Annotated in this window: 21 protein-coding genes and 3 rRNA genes; 16 read left to right on the top strand and 8 right to left on the bottom strand. The window is 42.9% G+C overall.

The features are described from left to right. The first annotated feature begins 13 nt into the window (after positions 1–13). From rplF to rrf, 15 genes are all read left to right on the top strand, one after another. Positions 14–547 (top strand): 50S ribosomal protein L6, encoded by a 534-nt coding sequence (gene rplF / locus FLM54_RS14430; protein ID WP_008115390.1) that lies wholly within the window; start codon positions 14–16, stop codon positions 545–547. A gap of 9 nt (positions 548–556) precedes the next feature. Beyond that, entirely contained in the window at positions 557–907 is a 351-nt protein-coding gene (gene rplR, locus FLM54_RS14425; RefSeq protein WP_008115388.1) for a 50S ribosomal protein L18, read from the top strand. A 9-nt stretch (positions 908–916) separates the two neighbouring features. Then, on the top strand, positions 917–1,423 hold the full coding sequence (gene rpsE / locus FLM54_RS14420) for a 30S ribosomal protein S5 (RefSeq protein WP_008115387.1): 507 nt from the start codon (positions 917–919) through the stop codon (positions 1,421–1,423). A 3-nt stretch (positions 1,424–1,426) separates the two neighbouring features. Beyond that, a complete protein-coding gene (gene rpmD, locus FLM54_RS14415; RefSeq protein ID WP_008115384.1) occupies positions 1,427–1,609 on the top strand; it encodes a 50S ribosomal protein L30 in 183 nt (60 codons plus the stop codon). 4 nt (positions 1,610–1,613) lie between these two features. Then, positions 1,614–2,048: a 50S ribosomal protein L15 gene (rplO, locus tag FLM54_RS14410; RefSeq protein WP_008115382.1), complete on the top strand. Its 435-nt coding sequence runs from the start codon at positions 1,614–1,616 to the stop codon at positions 2,046–2,048. Between the two features lie 10 nt (positions 2,049–2,058). After that, positions 2,059–3,387 (top strand): preprotein translocase subunit SecY, encoded by a 1,329-nt coding sequence (secY, locus tag FLM54_RS14405; protein WP_008115380.1) that lies wholly within the window; start codon positions 2,059–2,061, stop codon positions 3,385–3,387. Between the two features lie 22 nt (positions 3,388–3,409). After that, entirely contained in the window at positions 3,410–3,523 is a 114-nt protein-coding gene (rpmJ, locus tag FLM54_RS14400) for a 50S ribosomal protein L36 (protein WP_002959476.1), read from the top strand. 125 nt (positions 3,524–3,648) lie between these two features. Beyond that, positions 3,649–4,005 (top strand): 30S ribosomal protein S13, encoded by a 357-nt coding sequence (gene rpsM, locus FLM54_RS14395; RefSeq protein WP_008115377.1) that lies wholly within the window; start codon positions 3,649–3,651, stop codon positions 4,003–4,005. 12 nt (positions 4,006–4,017) lie between these two features. Next, positions 4,018–4,404 carry a 30S ribosomal protein S11 gene (gene rpsK / locus FLM54_RS14390; RefSeq protein ID WP_002959471.1) on the top strand — a complete coding sequence of 129 codons (387 nt, stop codon included), beginning with the start codon at positions 4,018–4,020 and terminating at the stop codon, positions 4,402–4,404. Positions 4,405–4,425: 21 nt separating this feature from the next. Continuing rightward, a complete protein-coding gene (gene rpsD / locus FLM54_RS14385; protein WP_002959461.1) occupies positions 4,426–5,046 on the top strand; it encodes a 30S ribosomal protein S4 in 621 nt (206 codons plus the stop codon). A gap of 24 nt (positions 5,047–5,070) precedes the next feature. After that, on the top strand, positions 5,071–6,057 hold the full coding sequence (locus FLM54_RS14380) for a DNA-directed RNA polymerase subunit alpha (RefSeq protein ID WP_008115371.1): 987 nt from the start codon (positions 5,071–5,073) through the stop codon (positions 6,055–6,057). Between the two features lie 39 nt (positions 6,058–6,096). Beyond that, positions 6,097–6,498: a 50S ribosomal protein L17 gene (rplQ, locus tag FLM54_RS14375; RefSeq protein WP_008115370.1), complete on the top strand. Its 402-nt coding sequence runs from the start codon at positions 6,097–6,099 to the stop codon at positions 6,496–6,498. Between the two features lie 973 nt (positions 6,499–7,471). Next, a 16S ribosomal RNA gene (locus tag FLM54_RS14370) occupies positions 7,472–9,007 on the top strand. 285 nt (positions 9,008–9,292) lie between these two features. Continuing rightward, positions 9,293–12,177 (top strand): 23S ribosomal RNA (locus FLM54_RS14365). Positions 12,178–12,314: 137 nt separating this feature from the next. Next, a 5S ribosomal RNA gene (rrf, locus tag FLM54_RS14360) occupies positions 12,315–12,429 on the top strand. Together the 16S, 23S and 5S rRNA genes form the textbook arrangement of a ribosomal RNA operon. A gap of 351 nt (positions 12,430–12,780) precedes the next feature. Here rrf and recG read toward each other — a convergent pair. The 3 genes from recG to asnC are packed head-to-tail and all read right to left on the bottom strand — an operon-like array spanning position 12,781 to position 16,106. Then, positions 12,781–14,862, bottom strand: a complete 2,082-nt coding sequence (recG, locus tag FLM54_RS14355) for an ATP-dependent DNA helicase RecG (protein WP_178956712.1) — start codon at positions 14,860–14,862, stop codon at positions 12,781–12,783. A gap of 57 nt (positions 14,863–14,919) precedes the next feature. Next, positions 14,920–15,606, bottom strand: a complete 687-nt coding sequence (gene trmH, locus FLM54_RS14350; RefSeq protein WP_138606303.1) for a tRNA (guanosine(18)-2'-O)-methyltransferase TrmH — start codon at positions 15,604–15,606, stop codon at positions 14,920–14,922. 41 nt (positions 15,607–15,647) lie between these two features. Further along, positions 15,648–16,106: a transcriptional regulator AsnC gene (asnC, locus tag FLM54_RS14345; protein ID WP_138606304.1), complete on the bottom strand. Its 459-nt coding sequence runs from the start codon at positions 16,104–16,106 to the stop codon at positions 15,648–15,650. 185 nt (positions 16,107–16,291) lie between these two features. Between asnC and asnA the strand changes: the two genes are divergently transcribed. Next, positions 16,292–17,287: an aspartate--ammonia ligase gene (gene asnA, locus FLM54_RS14340; RefSeq protein WP_178956711.1), complete on the top strand. Its 996-nt coding sequence runs from the start codon at positions 16,292–16,294 to the stop codon at positions 17,285–17,287. 34 nt (positions 17,288–17,321) lie between these two features. Here the strand turns inward: asnA and FLM54_RS14335 are convergent, their stop codons facing one another. From FLM54_RS14335 to gmk, 5 genes are all read right to left on the bottom strand, one after another. After that, positions 17,322–18,926 carry a DUF342 domain-containing protein gene (locus FLM54_RS14335; protein ID WP_178956710.1) on the bottom strand — a complete coding sequence of 535 codons (1,605 nt, stop codon included), beginning with the start codon at positions 18,924–18,926 and terminating at the stop codon, positions 17,322–17,324. 147 nt (positions 18,927–19,073) lie between these two features. Then, on the bottom strand, positions 19,074–19,466 hold the full coding sequence (locus tag FLM54_RS14330) for a RidA family protein (RefSeq protein WP_010392969.1): 393 nt from the start codon (positions 19,464–19,466) through the stop codon (positions 19,074–19,076). A gap of 12 nt (positions 19,467–19,478) precedes the next feature. Beyond that, positions 19,479–21,584 carry a bifunctional GTP diphosphokinase/guanosine-3',5'-bis pyrophosphate 3'-pyrophosphohydrolase gene (spoT, locus tag FLM54_RS14325; RefSeq protein WP_109875868.1) on the bottom strand — a complete coding sequence of 702 codons (2,106 nt, stop codon included), beginning with the start codon at positions 21,582–21,584 and terminating at the stop codon, positions 19,479–19,481. 127 nt (positions 21,585–21,711) lie between these two features. Further along, a complete protein-coding gene (gene rpoZ / locus FLM54_RS14320) occupies positions 21,712–21,987 on the bottom strand; it encodes a DNA-directed RNA polymerase subunit omega (RefSeq protein WP_008108220.1) in 276 nt (91 codons plus the stop codon). A gap of 125 nt (positions 21,988–22,112) precedes the next feature. Then, positions 22,113–22,733, bottom strand: a complete 621-nt coding sequence (gene gmk, locus FLM54_RS14315) for a guanylate kinase (RefSeq protein WP_054202954.1) — start codon at positions 22,731–22,733, stop codon at positions 22,113–22,115. Positions 22,734–22,964 lie beyond the last annotated feature (231 nt).

Below are 22,964 nucleotides of genomic sequence, written 5' to 3'. Positions count from 1 at the left end.
TCGGAGGGGAACTATGTCTCGCATAGCAAAGGCACCAATAAACGTTCCTGCCGGTGTAGAAGTTACATTAAAAGGCCAGGAAATCACAGTTAAAGGCAAAAACGGTGAACTTACTCGTACTATCAACAATGCTGTTGAAGTACAAGTTAACGACAACGTTATTACAACTTTACCTCGTGAAGGCGTAGCCAATGCATGGGCACAAGCAGGTACTGCTCGCGCTCTAATCAACAACATGGTTGTTGGTACGCATGAAGGTTACGAGAAGAAACTTCAGTTAGTAGGTGTTGGTTACCGTGCTGCAGCTAAGGGCAAAGTTTTAGACTTAACTCTTGGTTTCTCGCACCCAGTTAATTTCGCAGTTCCTGAAGGAATTACGATTGAAACTCCAAGCCAAACAGAAGTTCTAGTTAAGGGCGTAGACAAGCAGTTAGTTGGTCAAACAGCTGCTAACATTCGTGCATACCGTAAACCTGAGCCTTATAAAGGTAAAGGTGTTCGTTATTCAGATGAGAATGTACGCCGTAAAGAGGCTAAGAAGAAGTAAGGTAAGACGATGGATAAAAAAACAGCTCGTCTACGTCGTGCTAAACGCACTCGTAGAAATTATATTGAACAAGGCACAACGCGTCTTGTTATCCACCGCACGCCACGTCACATTTACGCTCAAGTTGTAAACGCTGAGGGTAATGTACTGGCTGCTGCTTCTACTGTTGAGAAAGCTATTAGCGAAACAGTTAAAGGCACAGGCAACGTTGCAGCTGCACAAGCAGTTGGTAAAGCGGTTGCTGAACGTGCGGCTGACAAAGGCATCGAAAAGATTGCTTTTGATCGCAGTGGCTTTAAATATCACGGCCGTGTGAAGGCGCTAGCTGATGCTGCGCGTGAAGCCGGTTTGCAATTCTAGGAGTAGACAATGGCTAACGTAGAAGCAAAGCAACAACAGCCTGATTTAGCTGAAAAGCTAATCGCGGTGAACCGTGTGTCTAAAGTAGTTAAAGGTGGTCGTATCTTTAGCTTTACTGCACTAACTGTAGTTGGTGATGGCGCAGGTAAAGTAGGTTTCGGTTATGGTAAAGCACGTGAAGTTCCAGCTGCTATTCAAAAAGCAATGGAAAAAGCACGTCGTAACATGATCAACGTAGACCTAAATGGCAACACATTACAGCATCCTGTTAAAGGACGTCATGCTGGCTCACAAGTGTTTATGAAACCAGCATCTGAAGGTACTGGTATCATTGCAGGTGGTGCTATGCGTGCAGTACTTGAAGTGACTGGTGTGCAGAACGTACTTTCTAAATGTTACGGTTCTACTAACCCGATCAACGTTGTACGTGCAACGATCTCAGCTCTTGAGAACATGAATTCTCCTCAGTCGATCGCTGCAAAACGTGGTCTTCGAGTAGATGAGATTTTGGGGTAAACCATGGCTAATAAAACTGTAAAAGTAACACAAGTAAAAAGCTCTATCGGTCGTTTACCGAAGCATAAAGCTACATTACGCGGTCTTGGTTTACGTCGTATCAATCACACTGTTGAGTTAGAAGACACAGCATGTGTGCGTGGTATGATCAACCAGGTTTATTACATGGTTAAGGTAGAGGGGTAATTCGATGCATTTGAATACACTTTCACCTGCTGCAGGTTCAAAAACTGCTCCAAAACGTGTTGGTCGTGGTATCGGTTCTGGTCTTGGTAAGACTGGTGGCCGTGGTCACAAAGGTCAAAAATCACGTTCTGGCGGTAAAGTACGCGTTGGTTTTGAAGGCGGTCAAATGCCTATGCAACGTCGTCTACCTAAGTTCGGTTTCACTTCTCGCAAATCTTTAGTATCTGCAGAAATTAACCTATACGAAATCGCTAAAGTTGAAGGCGATGTGGTAGACCTAAGCGCGTTACAAGCAGCTGGTCTAGTTAAAAAGAACGTTCAGTTCGTTAAAGTTGTTAAATCTGGCGAAGTTTCACGCGCTGTTACCGTTAAAGGCCTTAAGGCTTCTAAAGGTGCACGCGAAGCTATCGAAGCTGCCGGAGGCAAGGTAGAAGACTAAGGAAGTACTAATGGCTAAACCAGGTCAAGATACACAAAGTGCACAAGGTGGACTTTCGGAATTGAAGCGCCGATTACTCTTCGTATTGGGTGCTATCATAATTTACCGTCTAGGTTCATTTGTGCCGATCCCTGGGATTGACGCCGCTGTACTTGCCGATTTCTTCGAGCAACAAAAGGGCACCATTGTTGAGATGTTCAACATGTTTAGCGGTGGTGCGCTTGAGCGAGCTTCAGTGTTAGCACTGGGTATCATGCCGTATATCTCGGCTTCGATTATTACGCAACTATTAACGCATATGTATCCGCCGTTTATAGAGCTTAAGAAAGAAGGTGAGCAAGGGCGTAAAAAGATAAGCCAGTACACACGCTACGGCACGCTTGTGCTTGCTACTATCCAATCAATCGGTATTGCCACAAGCTTACCGGGCATGATGAACGGGTTAGTTGTTAACCCAGGTATGGGATTCTATTTCACCGCAGTGGTGAGTTTAGTAACCGGTACTATGTTCCTTATGTGGTTGGGCGAACAGATAACAGAACGTGGTATCGGTAACGGTATCTCAGTTCTAATATTTGTTGGTATTGTAGCTAACCTGCCGTCTGCTATTGGTTCGACAGCCGAAATGGCGCGCCAAGGTGATTTGAATGTTTTTGTACTGTTGATGGTTGCGGTTATAGTATTCGCTGTTACTTATCTTGTTGTATTCTTTGAACGTGGTCAACGACGTATTGTTGTTAACTACGCCAAACGTCAACAAGGTCGTCAAGTATTTGCTGCTCAAAGCACGCATTTACCTCTGAAAGTAAATATGGCGGGTGTTATTCCACCAATCTTCGCTAGCAGTATAATTCTGTTCCCTGGTACAATTGCAAGCTGGTTCGGCCAGGGTGAAGGTCCGGTTGCTGATGTGCTACAAGCAATTGCTACAACGTTGACTCCAGGTCAGCCTTTGTATGCAATGGTTTTAGCTGCGGCTATCATCTTCTTCTGCTTTTTCTACACAGCGTTGGTTTTTAACCCGCGTGAAACAGCAGACAACCTGAAAAAATCTGGCGCATTTATCCCAGGTATTCGTCCAGGTGAGCAGACATCTAAATACATTGATAAAGTGATGACACGCCTGACATTGGCAGGTGCTTTGTATATAACCTTTATCTGTCTGGTGCCCGAATTCATGACTATGGCATGGCAAACGCCATTCTATTTCGGCGGTACATCAATTTTGATTATCGTTGTTGTAATCATGGACTTTATGGCACAAGTACAGACGCATCTGATGTCACATCAGTATGATTCTGTGCTGAAAAAAGCGAACCTTAAAGGCTACGGTCGATAAGGTCAGTTTACGGAGTTGAGCAATGAAAGTACGTGCTTCCGTTAAGAAAATATGCCGTAACTGTAAAGTTATTAAACGTGCTGGTGTAGTACGCGTAATTTGCAGTGAGCCTAAGCATAAGCAAAGGCAAGGCTAAGTAAACAGTCGTGCAGGCTGAGGTTTCTCGGCCTGTGTTTTTAGTTGTGATTTGGTCTTCGTTTGAGTATCCTTACGGGCTTTTCAAACAGATGATTACCAAATTCAAATATAGGAGATGTGTTAGTGGCCCGTATCGCTGGCATTAACGTCCCTGATCATAAACATGCAGTTATTGGTTTAACAGCTATTTATGGCATAGGTAAGACTCGCTCTAAGGCTATCTTAGAAGCGACTGGTATCGCCGAGACCACAAAAATCGGTGAACTTTCAGACGAAACACTTGACGTACTGCGTGAAGCAGTTGGCAAGTACACTGTAGAAGGTGACCTTCGTCGTGAAGTTACTTTGAATATCAAGCGCCTTATGGACCTTGGTTGTTTCCGTGGCCTACGTCACCGTCGCTCTTTACCACTTCGTGGTCAAAGAACAAAGACTAACGCGCGTACCCGTAAGGGTCCTCGTAAGCCTATTAAGCGATAAGGGGATAGTAAAATGGCTAAGACACCAATTCGTCGTAAAAAGGTTAAAAAGCAAGTTGCTGATGGTATGGCTCATGTTCATGCGTCTTTCAACAACACTATTGTAACGATTACCGACCGTCAAGGTAATGCACTATCATGGGCTACTGCCGGTGGTTCAGGTTTCCGTGGTTCACGTAAATCTACTCCATTCGCTGCTCAGGTTGCTGCAGAGCGTGCAGGTACTGCTGCTCAAGAATACGGTTTAAAAAATCTAGAAGTTTTCATCAAAGGTCCAGGTCCAGGTCGTGAATCTGCTGTACGTGCTTTGAATGCTGCTGGTTACCGTATCACCAACATTACTGACGTGACGCCAATACCACATAATGGTTGTCGTCCACCGAAGAAACGTCGCGTTTAACAATAGGTTAGGAGAAATAACATGGCAAGATATTTGGGCCCTAAGCTCAAGCTGAGTCGTCGTGAAGGTACTGACCTGTTCCTTAAGAGCGGCGTAAGAGCTATCGACTCTAAGTGTAAACTTGAGACTGCACCTGGTCAGCACGGCGCTCGTAAAGGACGCTTATCTGATTACGGTTTACAATTACGTGAAAAGCAAAAAGTACGTCGTATTTACGGTGTATTAGAAAAGCAATTCCGTAACTACTACAAAGAAGCTGCTCGCCTTAAAGGCAACACAGGTGAAAACTTGTTACAGCTTTTAGAGCAACGTTTAGACAATGTTGTATATCGCATGGGTTTTGCTAGCACACGCGCTGAAGCACGTCAGTTAGTAAGCCACAAAGCGATTCTAGTTAATGGTCGTGTTGTGAATATTCCTTCATACGTAATTACTCCAGAAGATACTGTTGTAATCCGTGAGAAGTCTAAAACACAAGCACGTATCATCGCTGCTCTAGAGTTGGCTGAGCAACGTGAAAAGCCGACTTGGGTTGAAGTTGACGGTAAGAAATTGGAAGGTAGCTTCAAGCGCCTACCTGAGCGTTCAGATCTGTCTGCGGACATTAATGAACAACTAATCGTCGAACTTTACTCTAAGTAAAGTTAAGAGTTAAGAGAGGATAAAATGCAGGGTTCTGTTACAGAATTTCTAAAACCAAGGTTAGTCGATATCGACGCTATCAACCCAACGCGTTCTAAAGTAGTTTTAGAACCACTCGAGCGTGGCTTTGGTCACACTTTGGGTAATGCCTTACGCCGTATACTGTTATCATCTATGCCTGGATGTGCAGTAACTGAAGTTGAAATCGACGGTGTATTGCATGAGTACAGCGCGAAAGAAGGCGTACAAGAAGACATCATTGAAATACTACTAAACCTTAAAGGTCTAGCGGTAACGTTAGAAGGCAAAGATGAAGTTTTTCTGACCCTGACTAAATCTGGTGTAGGCCCTGTGACTGCGGCAGATATTCAGCACGATGGCGATGTAACAATTGCTAACCCAGATCATGTTATTTGTAATTTAACAACAAATAACAGCGAGATCAGCATGCGTATTCGTGTTGAGCGTGGTCGTGGTTATGTGCCGGCATCTAGTCGTTTATCCTCTGATGACGATGAGCGTCCAATTGGTCGATTGCTGCTTGATGCATCATTCAGCCCAGTTGAACGTATTGCGTACTCGGTTGAATCAGCCCGTGTTGAGCAACGTACAGACTTAGACAAGTTAATCATTGATATGGAAACAAACGGCACTTTAGATCCTGAAGAAGCGATCCGCCGTGCGTCTACTATCTTAGCTGAGCAATTAGATGCATTCGTAGATTTACGTGATGTAACTGAGCCAGAAGAGAAAGAAGAGAAGCCAGAATTCGATCCTATTCTACTTCGTCCAGTTGATGATCTTGAATTAACAGTACGTTCAGCAAACTGTTTGAAAGCCGAGCAAATTCAATATATCGGTGATTTAGTTCAGCGCACTGAAGTTGAGCTTCTTAAAACGCCTAATCTAGGTAAGAAGTCTCTAACTGAAATAAAAGACGTGCTAGCTTCACGTGGTCTTTCTCTAGGCATGCGCCTAGAAAATTGGCCGCCTGCAAGCCTAGCTGAATAATCTAAATCACTATATTAGTTTAGTTAGAAGGATAGGGTCATGCGCCATCGTAAGAGTGGTCGTCAATTAAACCGTAACAGTAGCCATCGTAAAGCGATGTTCAGCAATATGGCAGGTTCTTTGGTGAAACATGAAATCATCAAAACTACTTTGCCTAAAGCGAAAGAGTTACGCCGTGTAATTGAACCTTTAATCACACTGGCTAAGACTGACAGTGTAGCAAATCGCCGTTTAGCGTTTGCTCGCACGCGTGATAATGAAGTAGTTGGTAAGTTATTCAGTGAAATCGGTCCTCGTAATGCGGATCGTCCAGGTGGTTACACTCGTATTCTTAAGTGTGGCTTCCGTGCTGGTGATAATGCACCAATGGCTTATATTGAACTAGTTGGTCGCCCAGCGGCGAGCGAAGAAGTTCAAGAAGACGCGCAGTCTGCAGAGTAAGTCTTAAAGAGACACCAAAAAGCCGAGCTTATGCTCGGCTTTTTAATATCTAAAATTCACACAAAATGAATAAAGCTTTTAGCTCTATTATTTATAGCAAATTTATTCTCATTTCTTTCATCTAATAAAATAGCCTAACTAGAATCGACGAATCATAATGCGAGCGTTTAGGACTGCTATCTTTCTATTTATAAGTAAAGTTATTTAGACTAATAAATATATGACCATGTAACGACTTTTACAGTTTATAGTTATTAATATAAAAAAGTTCGAAATAGTTGATACCCACCAATAGCTCATTAACTTTATATAGTAGAGCCCTTGCCTGATGTATTTATTCGCCACTAATCTAAATGGCCATATAAAGTTAAACAATTTCTTTTCTTGGTAATAGCTACAAAAACTATGAAAAGATTTTTCCAAAAAATAAGTTTTTACAGCTTTAAAGGCGAAATATGATTAGGTTTAGTTGTCTTTTTAAGCGTTTAGTCTAAATATCAAGCGAACAGTCATTTATTTCAATTTTTCTTCAAAAAAGGGTTGATCTGTTTTCGGATCTCCCTATAATGCGACCCCACTGAGACGGCAGAACGCAACGCATAGCGAGGCACGAGCTACTCAGTGAGTCGAGTAAAACTTAGTTTTGAAAACTTTCAAGTTTAACAAAATTAAGTGTTGACAAAAAAATAGGAAAGCGTAATATGCGCAGCCCTAGCGAGATAAAGTTTAACGCTTTAATCGCAACGTTCTTTAACAATATAAAGCAATCATCTGTGTGGGCACTCGTACAGATTGAGTTCTAACAGCCAAGCTTAGTTTACTAAGTGAGGCAAACAAATTTAGAGTCTCAATTGAAACTGAGTGACCAACAGCAATAACTACTTAGGTAGGAATTGCAGCACAGTCAATTCAATATCGAAAGATATTAAATAAATTCAGAATTCATTGAGCTGTCGAAAGACATAAAACTTTTTAATTGAAGAGTTTGATCATGGCTCAGATTGAACGCTGGCGGCAGGCCTAACACATGCAAGTCGAGCGGTAACAGAAAGTAGCTTGCTACTTTGCTGACGAGCGGCGGACGGGTGAGTAATGCTTGGGAACATGCCTTGAGGTGGGGGACAACAGTTGGAAACGACTGCTAATACCGCATAATGTCTACGGACCAAAGGGGGCTTCGGCTCTCGCCTTTAGATTGGCCCAAGTGGGATTAGCTAGTTGGTGAGGTAATGGCTCACCAAGGCGACGATCCCTAGCTGGTTTGAGAGGATGATCAGCCACACTGGGACTGAGACACGGCCCAGACTCCTACGGGAGGCAGCAGTGGGGAATATTGCACAATGGGCGCAAGCCTGATGCAGCCATGCCGCGTGTGTGAAGAAGGCCTTCGGGTTGTAAAGCACTTTCAGTCAGGAGGAAAGGTTAGTAGTTAATACCTGCTAGCTGTGACGTTACTGACAGAAGAAGCACCGGCTAACTCCGTGCCAGCAGCCGCGGTAATACGGAGGGTGCGAGCGTTAATCGGAATTACTGGGCGTAAAGCGTACGCAGGCGGTTTGTTAAGCGAGATGTGAAAGCCCCGGGCTCAACCTGGGAACTGCATTTCGAACTGGCAAACTAGAGTGTGATAGAGGGTGGTAGAATTTCAGGTGTAGCGGTGAAATGCGTAGAGATCTGAAGGAATACCGATGGCGAAGGCAGCCACCTGGGTCAACACTGACGCTCATGTACGAAAGCGTGGGGAGCAAACAGGATTAGATACCCTGGTAGTCCACGCCGTAAACGATGTCTACTAGAAGCTCGGAACCTCGGTTCTGTTTTTCAAAGCTAACGCATTAAGTAGACCGCCTGGGGAGTACGGCCGCAAGGTTAAAACTCAAATGAATTGACGGGGGCCCGCACAAGCGGTGGAGCATGTGGTTTAATTCGATGCAACGCGAAGAACCTTACCTACACTTGACATACAGAGAACTTACCAGAGATGGTTTGGTGCCTTCGGGAACTCTGATACAGGTGCTGCATGGCTGTCGTCAGCTCGTGTTGTGAGATGTTGGGTTAAGTCCCGCAACGAGCGCAACCCCTATCCTTAGTTGCTAGCAGGTAATGCTGAGAACTCTAAGGAGACTGCCGGTGATAAACCGGAGGAAGGTGGGGACGACGTCAAGTCATCATGGCCCTTACGTGTAGGGCTACACACGTGCTACAATGGCGCATACAGAGTGCTGCGAACTCGCGAGAGTAAGCGAATCACTTAAAGTGCGTCGTAGTCCGGATTGGAGTCTGCAACTCGACTCCATGAAGTCGGAATCGCTAGTAATCGCGTATCAGAATGACGCGGTGAATACGTTCCCGGGCCTTGTACACACCGCCCGTCACACCATGGGAGTGGGTTGCTCCAGAAGTAGATAGTCTAACCCTCGGGAGGACGTTTACCACGGAGTGATTCATGACTGGGGTGAAGTCGTAACAAGGTAGCCCTAGGGGAACCTGGGGCTGGATCACCTCCTTATACGATTTAGAACTTATTTGTTCGTAGTGTCCACACAGATGATTGTTAGTTAGTTTGCTCTTTGAGTTTACTAATTAATATGCTCTTTAAAAATTTGGAAAAGCTGATAATAAAATTCGTATGAATACATTGTATTTGTACAGAGTTTTCAAAAGTAAAAAAGAATGATAGCAGTATCATTCAGTGCCATTTAATCCTCGGATTAATTGGTATCTACTTTAGTATTCAATATTAACTTCTGGCGAAGTTAAACTGTCACAAAACAAAGACCCGTTTGGGTTGTATGGTTAAGTGACTAAGCGTACACGGTGGATGCCTTGGCAGTTGGAGGCGATGAAGGACGTATTAACTTGCGATAAGCCTAGTCAAGCTAGTAAAAAGCACTTGAGACTAGGATTTCCGAATGGGGAAACCCACCTGCTTGCAGGTATCGTTAACTGAATACATAGGTTAACGAGGCGAACGCGGAGAACTGAAACATCTAAGTACCCGTAGGAAAAGAAATCAACCGAGATTCCGATAGTAGCGGCGAGCGAAATCGGAACAGCCCTTAAGCTTATTATGTGTTAATGGAAGGCTCTGGAAAGTGCCACGATACAGGGTGATAGTCCCGTACATGAAAACGCATTTTAAGTGAAATCGAGTAGGTCGGAGCACGTGAAACTTTGACTGAATATAGGTGGACCATCATCTAAGGCTAAATACTCCCAACTGACCGATAGTGAACCAGTACCGTGAGGGAAAGGCGAAAAGAACCCCTGTGAGGGGAGTGAAATAGAACCTGAAACCGTGTACGTACAAGCAGTAGGAGCCCCTCGAGGGTGACTGCGTACCTTTTGTATAATGGGTCAGCGACTTATATTTTGTAGCGAGGTTAACCGATTAGGGTAGCCGTAGGGAAACCGAGTCTTAACTGGGCGAATAGTTGCAAGGTATAGACCCGAAACCCGGTGATCTAGCCATGGGCAGGTTGAAGATTGAGTAACATCAATTGGAGGACCGAACCCACTAACGTTGAAAAGTTAGGGGATGACCTGTGGTTAGGAGTGAAAGGCTAATCAAACCGGGAGATAGCTGGTTCTCCCCGAAATCTATTTAGGTAGAGCCTCGGACGAATACTTACGGGGGTAGAGCACTGTTAAGGCTAGGGGGTCATCCCGACTTACCAACCCTTTGCAAACTCCGAATACCGTAAAGTAATATCCGGGAGACACACGGCGGGTGCTAACGTCCGTCGTGAAGAGGGAAACAACCCAGACCGCCAGCTAAGGTCCCAAAGTCATAGTTAAGTGGGAAACGATGTGGAAAGGCCCAGACAGCCAGGAGGTTGGCTTAGAAGCAGCCATCCTTTAAAGAAAGCGTAATAGCTCACTGGTCGAGTCGGTCTGCGCGGAAGATGTAACGGGGCTAAACTATGCACCGAAGCTGCGGATTCAGAATTTATTCTGAGTGGTAGGGGAGCGTTCTGTAAGCGGTTGAAGGTGTACCGGGAGGTATGCTGGACGTATCAGAAGTGCGAATGCTGACATGAGTAACGATAATGCGGGTGAAAAACCCGCACGCCGGAAGACCAAGGGTTCCTATCCCATGTTAATCAGGGTAGGGTAAGTCGACCCCTAAGGCGAGGCCGAAAGGCGTAGTCGATGGGAAACGGATTAATATTTCCGTACTTGGTATAATTGCGATGGGGGGACGGAGCAGGCTAAGCAAGCATGGCGATGGTAGTCCATGTGAAAGTGTGTAGGCTAGTGACTTAGGTAAATCCGGGTTGCTGTTAGGCTGAGACACGAGACGAGTCACTACGGTGATGAAGTTGCTGATGCCATACTTCCAGGAAAAGCCTCTAAGCTTCAGATTATACCGAATCGTACCCCAAACCGACACAGGTGGTCAGGTAGAGAATACTAAGGCGCTTGAGAGAACTCGGGTGAAGGAACTAGGCAAAATCGTACCGTAACTTCGGGAGAAGGTACGCTCCGATTGGTGATGAGACTTGCTCTCTAAGCTGATTGGAGCCGCAGTGACCAGGTGGCTGGGACTGTTTATTAAAAACACAGCACTGTGCAAAATCGCAAGATGACGTATACGGTGTGACACCTGCCCGGTGCCGGAAGGTTAATTGATGGGGTTATCTTCGGAGAAGCTCTTGATCGAAGCCCCGGTAAACGGCGGCCGTAACTATAACGGTCCTAAGGTAGCGAAATTCCTTGTCGGGTAAGTTCCGACCTGCACGAATGGTGTAACCATGGCCACGCTGTCTCCACCCGAGACTCAGTGAAATTGAAATCGCAGTGAAGATGCTGTGTACCCGCGGCTAGACGGAAAGACCCCGTGAACCTTTACTACAGCTTGGCACTGAACATTGAACCTACATGTGTAGGATAGGTGGGAGACTTTGAAGCAGAGACGCTAGTTTTTGTGGAGTCGTCCTTGAAATACCACCCTTGTAGTTTTGATGTTCTAACGTTGGCCCCTGAATCGGGGTTACGGACAGTGCCTGGTGGGTAGTTTGACTGGGGCGGTCTCCTCCCAAAGAGTAACGGAGGAGCACGAAGGTTGGCTAAGTACGGTCGGACATCGTACGGTTAGTGTAATGGTAGAAGCCAGCTTAACTGCGAGACAGACACGTCGAGCAGGTACGAAAGTAGGTCATAGTGATCCGGTGGTTCTGAATGGAAGGGCCATCGCTCAACGGATAAAAGGTACTCCGGGGATAACAGGCTGATACCGCCCAAGAGTTCATATCGACGGCGGTGTTTGGCACCTCGATGTCGGCTCATCACATCCTGGGGCTGAAGTCGGTCCCAAGGGTATGGCTGTTCGCCATTTAAAGTGGTACGCGAGCTGGGTTTAGAACGTCGTGAGACAGTTCGGTCCCTATCTGCCGTGGGCGTTTGAGAATTGAGAGGGGTTGCTCCTAGTACGAGAGGACCGGAGTGAACGAACCGCTGGTGTTCGGGTTGTCATGCCAATGGCATTGCCCGGTAGCTACGTTCGGAACTGATAAGCGCTGAAAGCATCTAAGCGCGAAGCAGGCCTCGAGATGAGTTCTCACTAGACTTTTAAAGTCTCTGAAGGGCCGTTGAAGACTACAACGTTGATAGGCAAGATGTGGAAGTGGTGTGAGCCATTAAGCTAACTTGTACTAATTACCCGTGAGGCTTAACCATACAACGCCAAACGCGTTTTATGTGATAGTGAAACAAGCGAAGAAGTTAATATAACTAAAGTAGATTACTGAAGACATTTTATTATCAGAATTCCAAATTTTAGTAAGCTCGATTAAATCGAACTTACACCAAATTTGCTTGGTGACAATAGCGTTTTGGACCCACCTGACCCCATGCCGAACTCAGTAGTGAAACGAAACAGCGCCGATGATAGTGTAGCATTTGTTATGTGAAAGTAGGTCATTACCAGGCTCCAAATAAGAGAAACCCGTTACAGAAATGTGACGGTTTTTTTGCTGTTTGAAGGAAAGCAAAATGCGCACATTCACCCAGCACCTATCGCGTAGGTTGGGCGAGCGAAGCGACTCCCGACACAATGATAGTATCCCATTTTTTATGTGGCTTTCCATCGCTGTGGACACTACGACATTCTAGGGCATTGTCGCTCGACTCCAAATACAAGAAAGCCCGATTCGAAAGAGTTGGGCTTTTTTACGTCTGTAGGAGAGTGAAAACATAGGTGTAAGTTTATGGGCATGAAGTTACGGTATAAGGGAATAACTAGTTGGGAAAATTAATATGTGGCTTTATGCGAATAAGTTACTAAGCTTGTGCGTAATTTGACTTGTTGCCTAACCAGCGTTGAATGAGAGGGTCTACATACTGAGGATATTGCTTCAACATCTGTTGTGCTATGGGTCTAACTTGATTTAAGGCTTGCTTATCTCTAGTTAAGTCTGCAATTTTAAATTCTGCTAAGCCGGTTTGTTTGGTCCCAAGAACTTCACCTGGGCCGCGTATTTCTAAATCACGTTCTGCGATAACAAATCCGTCGTTACTATCGCGCAGTACTCCTAACCGTTTCTGTGCGGTATGTGAAAGCGGTGCATGGTATAAAAGCACGCAGTGAGATGCCGTAGCTCCACGGCCTACGCGGCCACGTAGTTGGTGAAGCTGTGCTAAACCTAGGCGCTCAGGGTTTTCGATAATAATCAAACTCGCATTAGGCACATCAACCCCAACTTCGATCACGGTTGTTGCCACAAGTACATGAATTTTACCCGCTTTAAAGTCGCTCATAATGGCTTGCTTTTCCGTAGCTTTCATTCGCCCATGGACTAAGCCAATAGCAAGCTCAGGTAATGCTTCTTTTAGCTGTAATGCACTGTCTTCCGCTGCTTGGCATTGTAGTACTTCAGACTCGTCTATTAGTGTACATACCCAGTAAACCTGTCGACCTTGTTCGTTACAGGCAAGTTTTACGCGACTAATAATGTCATCTCGACGAGTATCAGGAATCGCAACTGTAGTGATAGGAGTCCGCCCAGGTGGTAATTCGTCAATCACTGAGGTTTCTAAGTCTGCATAGGCAGTCATCGCCAGCGTACGTGGTATAGGAGTTGCTGTCATTACTAGCTGATGTGGATAACAATCACCAAAACGGCCTTTTTCACGCAATGATAAACGTTGATGAACTCCAAAGCGGTGTTGTTCATCAATAATGATAAGTACAAGATTGTTAAATTTTACTTCATCTTGAAATAACGCATGGGTACCGATAATCATTTGCGCTTCACCTGAGGCAATCATTGCAAGTGTACTTACGCGCTCTTTACCTTTTGTTTTACCACCTAACCAAGCAACCGTTATTCCAAGGCTTTCAAACCAGCTAGAAAAGTTGATTCCGTGTTGCTCTGACAATATCTCTGTTGGCGCCATTAATGCGACCTGGTAGCCTTTTGCTATCGCAGTTAACGCGCTCAGTGCTGCGACTAGTGTTTTACCAGAGCCAACGTCCCCTTGGACAAGTCGCATCATAGGGTAAGCGTGTTGCATATCTGCTTTAATTTCTGATACCACACGGCTTTGTGCATTGGTTGGCGCAAAGGGTAATTGTGCTAAAAATTGTGTTTCTAATGAATTAGTGGGCTCAAGTGCAACGGCTTTAACTTGCTGCCCCTGTTCTCTTACTTTTAATAAACTGAGATTTTGCGCCAGTAATTCTTCAAATACGAGTCGCTGCTGTGCTGGGTGAGTCCCTTGTTCAAGCGCAATGATATCTACATCATTAGGGGGGCGGTGTAGTAATAATAACGCATCACTTAACGGTAGTTGCGATGGTTGCCATTGTTGGGGAAGTAGCTCTTCTACTGCATACTTTTGAAGTAATTCTATTGCCTGTTCACTCAACGCCCTAATGGAGAGCTGCTTTAACCCCTCGGTTGTTGAATAGACTGGCGTAAGTGTTGATGATGTTGGTTGTTGTTCAAAAGTGTCGCTAATACTGTATTCAGGATGACTCATTTCAAAGCCAATACGTCCGCGACGTATTTCGCCAAAGCAACGAATTATTTTGCCTGTGCTAAATGCATTTTTTTGTGCTGCGGTAAAATTAAAAAATCGTAGTGTTAACCTACCTGTACCATCATTTATTTGGCAAACCAGCATGCGCCGCTTTCCAAAGGTTATTTGACTGGTTTCAATGGTTGCTTGAACAGTTACGTGGCTATGAGGGGTCAACTCACTAATTGTATAAATACGGGTTCTGTCTTCATACCTAAGCGGCAAATGAAATAGCATGTCCTGTACTGTACTAATACCTAGCTTTAAAAGCCGTTCAGCCATTTTAGGACCAACGCCTTTAAGTTCTGTGATTGGGTATTGGCTTAAGCTAGGTTTAGACAATGTAGGCTCAATTATTATTATTTAGTAAGTTAAGTGTACTGATACACTGTATATGCATCAAGTATGTTTTAACGCCTGCCAAAACTGTTCATCAGCAACAATTTCGCCGTTTTCATCAAGAGCAGGGTAAGGTAGGTTTTTTTGTTTGCATTGCCTTGCAATAATTGGGTGGCAGCCTTCAAAGTACATTGGGTGCTTAATTTCTTCACTCAGCATATTTCTATTGTATAAACCAGCTAGATCACGTTGACGCTGCGCCTCAAATAAAATTAGGGCTGCTGCAACTGATACATTTAACGACTGCACCATGCCTTGCATTGGAATAATGATGTTTTGATCTGCATACTCTAAGGCTTGTGGAGAGATCCCCGTTTTTTCTTGGCCGACAATAATTGCAGTCGGTTTAGTATAATCAATTTCTCTGAAGTCGACAGCATCTTCACTTAAATGCGTCGCTAAAATTTGTACATCAGGATTATGAGTACGCATACTCGCAACGGCATCATCTATGTTTCTGTGAAGATGTGTGTCTAACCAGTTTTTACTGCCACCTGAGGTATTATTGGTTAGCCACTTTTGTTTTTCTGGCCACACGGCATGCACATGATGACAACCAACGGCATCAGCCGTTCTAACAATTGCTGATAAGTTATGGTGTTTGTGTACGTCTTCTAAGCATACGGTAAGGTCGGTTTGACGACGTGAAAGTACATTTTCAATTCTTTGGTAACGAGTTTGCTGCATGGGAGTCCTCTTTTTCGGCAAATTATACGAGATTTTTCACCTTAAGGCACCACTGTTCGACTAATCGGGTTTTGTAATGAGATCAGGGTTTCGGTTGATTGAATGGCTTCTATTGCCTGTATTTTATTGATTAATACATCTTGTAGATGATCGATAGAGCGAGTCATTACTTTAATAAAAATACTGTAATTACCAGTGGTGTAATATGCTTCGACCACTTCCTCTAATGATTCTAATTTTATAAGTGTTTGCGGATAATCGCGCGCGTTGTTCAAATTAATACCAATAAAACAACACACATCGTAACCTAATTGCTTTGTATTAATGGTTAGTTGAGTACCTGTGATGATCTCTGCATGTTTCATTTTTTCGATTCGCACATGAATTGTTCCTGCGCTTACACTAAAGCGTTTTGCTAATTCAGCATAAGGTGTACGCGCATTATCCATTAATGCATGCAGAATCTGTTTATCAAGATTATCGATTTGATAATTTTCCATAGATTTAACCGTCTTTAATTATGGTATTAGTTATTTTTATACCACTTTTTTAATGGTTTTAATATCGTAAAGCTATTTTTATTATGGGATATTGAATTAAATAGTTTAATTGTTACGATAACCTCATTGAAGCGTGATTGTGCGCTAAGTAGTAAATACAATAACTGGGAATGAGGCCAATTATTATGAGTTCACATTATGTGCAGCAGCAGCAGCAAATAAGTAAAGTTAAGCAGTTCTTTTCGCAGCAATTAGAACAAAAACTGGGCTTAATTGAAGTTCAAGCGCCTATTTTAGCTAAAGTAGGCGACGGTACACAGGATAACTTAAGTGGGCACGAGAACGCCGTGGCTGTGAATATTAAAGCGATTGCAGATAGCCGTTACGAAGTGGTGCATTCTCTTGCTAAGTGGAAGCGTAAAACCTTGGGTGAATATGGCTTTTCACAAGGTGAGGGAATTTATACGCAAATGAAAGCGTTGCGACCTGATGAAGATTCATTAAGCCCAATCCATTCTGTTTATGTTGATCAATGGGATTGGGAGCAAGTTATTTGTGAAAGTACGCAACGTTCGCTATCTACTCTCAAGCAAACGGTTGAAACGATTTACCAAGGTATTAAAGCCACTGAACAATATGTTAGTGCAAGCTTTGGCTTAAGAGCATTTTTGCCAGCTAAAATTACTTTTGTACACAGTGAAGAACTGCGTAAAATGTACCCTGACTTTAGCGCTAAGCAGCGTGAGAAAGCGATTGCTCAAGAATATGGTGCTGTGTTTTTAATTGGTATTGGCGGAGCATTAAGTGATGGTAAAATTCATGATGTGAGAGCGCCAGATTACGACGATTGGTCAACACCAACATGTGATCAGTATATGGGATTAAATGGCGATATTTTAGTATGGAATCCAATTCTTGAAGATGCTTTCGAAATATCATCTATGGGAATTCGAGTGAGTCCTGAAGTTTTGCAAGCTCAATTGGGAATTACCGGTGACGAAGACCGTTTAGAGTTTGATTGGCATAAAGCATTGTTAGAAAGTAAATTTCCTCAAACAATTGGTGGTGGTATTGGTCAGTCTCGCTTGGCTATGCTGTTATTACAAAAACAACACATAGGGCAAGTGCAGGTAGGTGTGTGGCCAGCACAAACCTATGACAGTGTAGACGGCTTACTATAAAGAATAAGGGGCTGTTACTAACAGCCCCTTATAATTAAGTTTTAAACTCAATTTCTATTTTATTGTTTTCTAACTTAACATTACTTGGTGGAAAGTTACGAGTTGTTTTAAGTAACTTGTTGAATATATGGATTTCCACTCCAGAATGTAAAACGGTATTTACGGTTAAAATGGCTTCATCGAGCATGGTATTTAGTTTTTGCTCTAAACTCGCTATCTGCTTTTCTAGTTGTTCAGCTTGTTGACTATGATGTATCTGAGTTGATCCAATCTTATTCATGAGCTCGCTTTTTTTATGAGCATCTTTAATTAAATCTGCTTTTTCTAATGCAGCTTGTAAGCTATCAACCTGTTCATTTGCAGCTGTTAATTCACTAAAATATTTATCAATATCTTTGGTCATTTGAGTAGCTGAAGCGGCTAAATTAATTGCCATTTTAGCCCCTGATTCGTTACCAATTTCTCCGGCAATTAGTTTAGTGGCATCTAAAATTTCACCTCCAAATAACTTTCCTTTAGGTAGTTCTGATTGACCAATTTGAATTATATTTTTTGCTTTCATTGAGCTGTGGCTGGCTTGGCGGTCAAGCAATATGCTGTTAGCTTCAATGTAGCAATATTGAGAGTGTGAGGCATGCACATCACCTGCGCAAATTATTCTGCAAGAAAGTGATTTATCTTCAGGCTTTTGATGGCCAATCACCCCTTGTTTTACAAGTATATCGCCACCGGCGGTTAATTCTCCAGATTCGACTGTACCAAAAACGGTAATGTCACCTGTTGCATTTATCCGCATTCCAGGCTCTACATTTTTACTAACTATAACACTACCTTCAAAGTCGATATGGCCTGTTTTTACAGACACATCGTTAACAGTGAAAATATCGTCAACACGCATTCCGTTATTTATTTCAACAGGCACGCCGGCAATAGTTGAAAGTAATTCCATCGGGTTATTTTTTGATATTTCAGTACCCTCACCTGCAATTAGGGCATGAACTTGCCCTGGTTTGGCTGGTAAAACATCACCTATCACGGTAAACCCTTCTTGACCAGGAGTAGCAGGTTGCTGCTGGATTAGTAATTCACCCGGTTTAACACTTGCTAATTTACCAAAATCACGCATATCAACACTACCATCTTCTTTTAATTTGGGTGCTTTAAGGCGGTCCTTTAAGGTTTTAACCATGGCTTTAAATTTACTATCTTGGCCGTCAGTAGGTAAACGTCCTTTAGCGAGTGGTCCGCTAACTACAGAGCCCGGAGGAAGCTCAAATTGCTTTTGTAAAAGCTGCTCTAAAAATGCTTGTTTATAACCTCTAGCAACATGCGCTTTCACTAATTCTTTTTTAGCTTCATCAAAACTGAGTGTTGCGCCACCTTTGGCGAGAGTGAGCGTGCCAGTGGCTAGCATTTTATCATCGCTGATTTCAACGATTAAGGTTGCATCGTGGCGTGTTGCAACGACTAAGATTCGTTCAGGTGTTGCACTACTGAAATAGTTATTTATGGCGTCATGATCGATTTCACACTCGCTGTAAGGCGATTGTTCAATTGCTTCAATGATAAAAGCAGCACTGGTGGGTGCAGATTTACTCGTATCGAGCAATACATTGCCATTATGAGCAAGCTTAAACACAAGTTATCCTTTTCTACTACAAAAGTAAGGTTTAATAAAATAACGTGATTACAGAGTGCTAGAATTTTAGTTTTGAGTCAAGAATTCATCAAAGTGTAGCTATAGAATGGGATAAAAGCTATGAGCGGCGCTCATAGCTTATAGAGGTTAGTTTGTTGAAGGAAGTTCCATAATGCCGTCAATTTCTACTTGTACACCTTTAGGGAGTGCACGAACGCCAATAGCTGCACGCGCAGGGTAAGGCTGTTTAAAATATTGGCTCATAACTTCGTTCACAATGGCAAAGTTTGAAAGATCAGTAAGGTAAATATTAACTTTTACTAGGTCTTGAATAGAACCGCCAGCTTCCTCACAAACCGCACTGATATTTTTAAATACTTGATGTGTTTGCTCACTAAAGTCTTCAGAAATAACGTCCATTGTTTCTGGGACAAGTGGTATTTGCCCTGATAAATAAACAGCTGTACCCACTTTTACTGCTTGGCTATATGTACCAATTGCTGCAGGTGCTTTATCCGTTGATATAAATGCTTTATTCATGATGTTCCTATTTTATTTTTTACGATAGACTTTTTGTACATCGGGCATAACACGTATGCGGCGCATAATATTGGCGACATGAATACGGTTTTTAACTGTGATCCCTAAGTCTATCACGTATAAATTACTTTCTTTTTCATCGGTAGCTATTTCTACAATATTGGCCTGCGTAGTGGCGACCACATTGGTTAATTTAGCCAGCGCACCTTGGTGGTTAATGATTTCTACTCTTAAAGTCGCTATATATTCTTTTTCAGGATTATCATCCCATTTTACGACTAGGTATTTCGAACGATCATTTTCCCAACCACGAATATTTTTACACTCTTGGCGATGAACGGTTAAACCTTTACCTTGGCTAACATGGGCAGTAATAGCGTCTCCAGGTACAGGACGACAACATTTAGAATAATTAACCAACATACCTTCGGTACCAATAATAGTTGCCTTGGCACGCTTTGCGATGTCGTTTAAATCATCATTGTCGTTTTGTAACAAGCGTTTAGCAATCAGCATACTCATTAAGTTACCTGAGCCAATCTCTACTAGCAGTTCTAAGGTAGAGGAAAGCTCATGCTCTTCAAGCACTCGGGTAATATTTTCAGCTGGCAGGTTATCAAATTTGTTTTCCCCTAGCGCTGAGTCAAGTAAGCGACGACCAAGTAATAACGCTTCTTCATGCTGTTGACTTTTAAGGTAGTTGCGTACGCCCAAGCGTGCTTTGCCAGTAACAATAAAGTTAAGCCATGTTGCGTTAGGGTGAGCGCCTGAACTGGTAATAATTTCTATTGTTTGCCCTGTATCAATGGCTTTACTTAAAGGATAAGGCTTGCGGTTCACACGTGCACCGACACAAGTATTACCTACATCAGTATGAACGGCATAAGCAAAATCAACCGCCGTTGCACCCATAGGAAGTTCAATAATCCGACCATCTGGGGTAAAGACATAAATTTCTTCTGGGAATAGCTCTGTTTTTACATTCTCTACAAATTCAAACGAGGAACCTGCACTTTGTTGTAATTCCAATAAGCTTTGCATCCATTGGCGTGCGCGCTGTTGTGCAGTATGACCCGCATTGTCACCCGACTTTTTATACATCCAGTGAGCTGCGACCCCTTTATCAGCCATGTGATCCATATCTAAAGTACGAATTTGAATTTCTACAGGAATACCATGCGGGCCAACTAAAGAAGTATGTAATGATTGGTAACCATTAGTTTTTGGTACAGCAATATAGTCTTTAAAACGGGTTTCGATTGGCTTATATAAGTTATGAGCTACACCAAGTACGCGATAACAGGTATCCATAGAGTCTACTGCAATACGAAATGCGTAAATATCCATGACTTCGTTAAACAGCAGCTCTTTATTGAGCATTTTTTTATAAATACTATATAGATGCTTTTCACGGCCTGATACGGTCGCTTTTATGCCAGATTCTTCAAGGCGAGCTTCAATTTCAGTTTGAATATTTGAAATAACTTCTTTGCGATTACCACGCGCTTTAGCCACTTCCGATTTAAGTGCACGATGACGCATAGGGTACAGTGCTTGAAAACCTAAATCTTCTAGCTCATTTTTTATATCATGAATACCTAAGCGATTAGCAATTGGTGCATAAATCTCAAGGGTTTCACGAGCAATACGGCGGCGCTTATCAGGACGAAGTGCGCCTAGTGTACGCATGTTGTGTGTTCTATCAGCTAGCTTGATTAAAATAACCCGAATATCTTGGGTCATTGCCATAATCATTTTTCGATAGTTTTCAGCTTGGAACTCTTTTTTATCTTTGAAGCTCAATTTATCAAGCTTGCTCACACCCTCTACGAGTTCTGCCACCGTTTCACCAAATATTTCAGCTAAATCTTGTTGGCTAAAATCGGTATCTTCAATCACATCATGCATGAGTGCTGCCATGAGCGTTTCATGGTCAAGATGCATGCTTGCTAATATTTGAGTGACTTCAACGGGGTGAGTAATGTAAGGCTCGCCACTTGAACGAGTTTGACCCTCATGAGCCTCTCGGGCTACCACGTAGGCTTTTTGAACTAGCTCAACATCGTCTGCTGGCAAGTATTTTGAGATTTTCTTTTTAAGACCTTCAAAAAGATACATTCACACTCCAATGTTCTCGTGAAGCAAATAAGTTAGGATAAGTTACGAATATACGATGAAAACAAAGGATTGCCAACGGCTATAGTTGAAAAACTATGCCGTTAGCTAAATCAGACCGGGCGGTTGATTATTGGTTGCCACCAACAATGGCAGCAACAGCAGCTAGTTCTGCCGCTTCTTGATGTTGTTGTTCTTCACGGTCAATAACATCCATTGAAGAATTATCAACTAAACCAAGTTCGATTTCACGTAAAGCAACAACTGTCGGCTTATCGTTCTCAGGATCTACTAGTGGATCTTTACCACCAACAGCAATTTGGCGGGCACGACGGGCCGCAACTAAAATTAAGTCAAAACGATTACCAATTGCATCTACTGCATCTTCAACTGTTACGCGAGCCATCTTAGCACTCCAAAATAATTTAAAAGCAAAGGCGTAGTTTACTGCACGCAGCAAGTTTCGCCAATAGCCAGTGGTTAATTTTTATCTATTTTAAGCCATGAACCGAAAATTAATCGTAATTTAGATTACTTGAGCAGCTCATTAATTAAAGTTTGATGACGTGTTGTTTGTGCTTTTAGCGTTAATCGCTGTGCAATTACTATGGTTTCTAAATCGCGTAGAGCAGTATCAAAATCATCATTCACTACAACATAGTCGTATTCGTTGTAATGAGAGGTTTCTGATTGAGCTTGCGCCATTCGACCTGCAATAATTTCAGCAGAGTCTTGGCCGCGATTATTTAAACGTTGTTCTAGCTCTTGTTTTGATGGCGGTAAAATAAAGATAGTTTTTACGTCGTCCATTATTTCTCGAACTTGGCGAGCGCCTTGCCAGTCAATATCTAAAAATACATCAATACCTGCGGCGAGTTGCTCTTCAATCGCTTGCTTAGAAGTACCATAATAGTTATCAAATACTTGTGCCCATTCAAAAAAATCATCTTTGGCAATCAGCGCTTTAAACTCATCAACTGATACAAAGTGGTAATGTTCTGCATTATTTTCACCAGGGCGCGGTGCGCGAGTGGTGTGCGATACCGATACTTTCATATCAGCATGCTTTTTCAGTAGTGCATTTATTAAGCTAGATTTACCTGCCCCAGAAGGTGCCGATAAAATGAATAAGTTTCCGCGAGAGTGTGCCATGATTTTTTACCTAAAATGAACAAGCACAGCCGTTAAAAAGGCCTGCCTTAATTTTACTATTGTACTTTATTTAATGAAGCTTACTCAACTGCTGCATACTTAGAGCAAATAGCCCGTGTCTAAGAGCATAGATACAGAGAGTTTGTGAAGGTGATTTTTACTCTCGCATAATGCAAAGACATGTGTTGCAACTTGCATATCTAAGTGATGTAATTTTTTATTATTATTTAA

The organism is Pseudoalteromonas sp. Scap25, assembly GCF_013394125.1.
Classification (GTDB): domain Bacteria; phylum Pseudomonadota; class Gammaproteobacteria; order Enterobacterales; family Alteromonadaceae; genus Pseudoalteromonas.
Note: the sequence above shows the minus strand (reverse complement) of the source record. Positions and strands in the feature narration are given on the sequence as shown.

What these genes read in the sequence shown, in the direction of transcription:
- gmk (WP_054202954.1), bottom strand. Translation starts at nt 22,733, where the DNA reads ATGGCACACTCTCGCGGAAACTTATTCATTTTATCGGCACCTTCTGGG.
- rpsK (WP_002959471.1), top strand. Translation starts at nt 4,018, where the DNA reads ATGGCTAAGACACCAATTCGTCGTAAAAAGGTTAAAAAGCAAGTTGCT.
- rpsD (WP_002959461.1), top strand. Translation starts at nt 4,426, where the DNA reads ATGGCAAGATATTTGGGCCCTAAGCTCAAGCTGAGTCGTCGTGAAGGT.
- spoT (WP_109875868.1), bottom strand. Translation starts at nt 21,584, where the DNA reads ATGTATCTTTTTGAAGGTCTTAAAAAGAAAATCTCAAAATACTTGCCA.
- FLM54_RS14330 (WP_010392969.1), bottom strand. Translation starts at nt 19,466, where the DNA reads ATGAATAAAGCATTTATATCAACGGATAAAGCACCTGCAGCAATTGGT.
- asnC (WP_138606304.1), bottom strand. Translation starts at nt 16,106, where the DNA reads ATGGAAAATTATCAAATCGATAATCTTGATAAACAGATTCTGCATGCA.
- rplO (WP_008115382.1), top strand. Translation starts at nt 1,614, where the DNA reads ATGCATTTGAATACACTTTCACCTGCTGCAGGTTCAAAAACTGCTCCA.
- rpoZ (WP_008108220.1), bottom strand. Translation starts at nt 21,987, where the DNA reads ATGGCTCGCGTAACAGTTGAAGATGCAGTAGATGCAATTGGTAATCGT.
- FLM54_RS14380 (WP_008115371.1), top strand. Translation starts at nt 5,071, where the DNA reads ATGCAGGGTTCTGTTACAGAATTTCTAAAACCAAGGTTAGTCGATATC.
- secY (WP_008115380.1), top strand. Translation starts at nt 2,059, where the DNA reads ATGGCTAAACCAGGTCAAGATACACAAAGTGCACAAGGTGGACTTTCG.
- asnA (WP_178956711.1), top strand. Translation starts at nt 16,292, where the DNA reads ATGAGTTCACATTATGTGCAGCAGCAGCAGCAAATAAGTAAAGTTAAG.
- rpmD (WP_008115384.1), top strand. Translation starts at nt 1,427, where the DNA reads ATGGCTAATAAAACTGTAAAAGTAACACAAGTAAAAAGCTCTATCGGT.
- rpsE (WP_008115387.1), top strand. Translation starts at nt 917, where the DNA reads ATGGCTAACGTAGAAGCAAAGCAACAACAGCCTGATTTAGCTGAAAAG.
- rplF (WP_008115390.1), top strand. Translation starts at nt 14, where the DNA reads ATGTCTCGCATAGCAAAGGCACCAATAAACGTTCCTGCCGGTGTAGAA.
- rplR (WP_008115388.1), top strand. Translation starts at nt 557, where the DNA reads ATGGATAAAAAAACAGCTCGTCTACGTCGTGCTAAACGCACTCGTAGA.
- rpmJ (WP_002959476.1), top strand. Translation starts at nt 3,410, where the DNA reads ATGAAAGTACGTGCTTCCGTTAAGAAAATATGCCGTAACTGTAAAGTT.
- trmH (WP_138606303.1), bottom strand. Translation starts at nt 15,606, where the DNA reads ATGCAGCAAACTCGTTACCAAAGAATTGAAAATGTACTTTCACGTCGT.
- rplQ (WP_008115370.1), top strand. Translation starts at nt 6,097, where the DNA reads ATGCGCCATCGTAAGAGTGGTCGTCAATTAAACCGTAACAGTAGCCAT.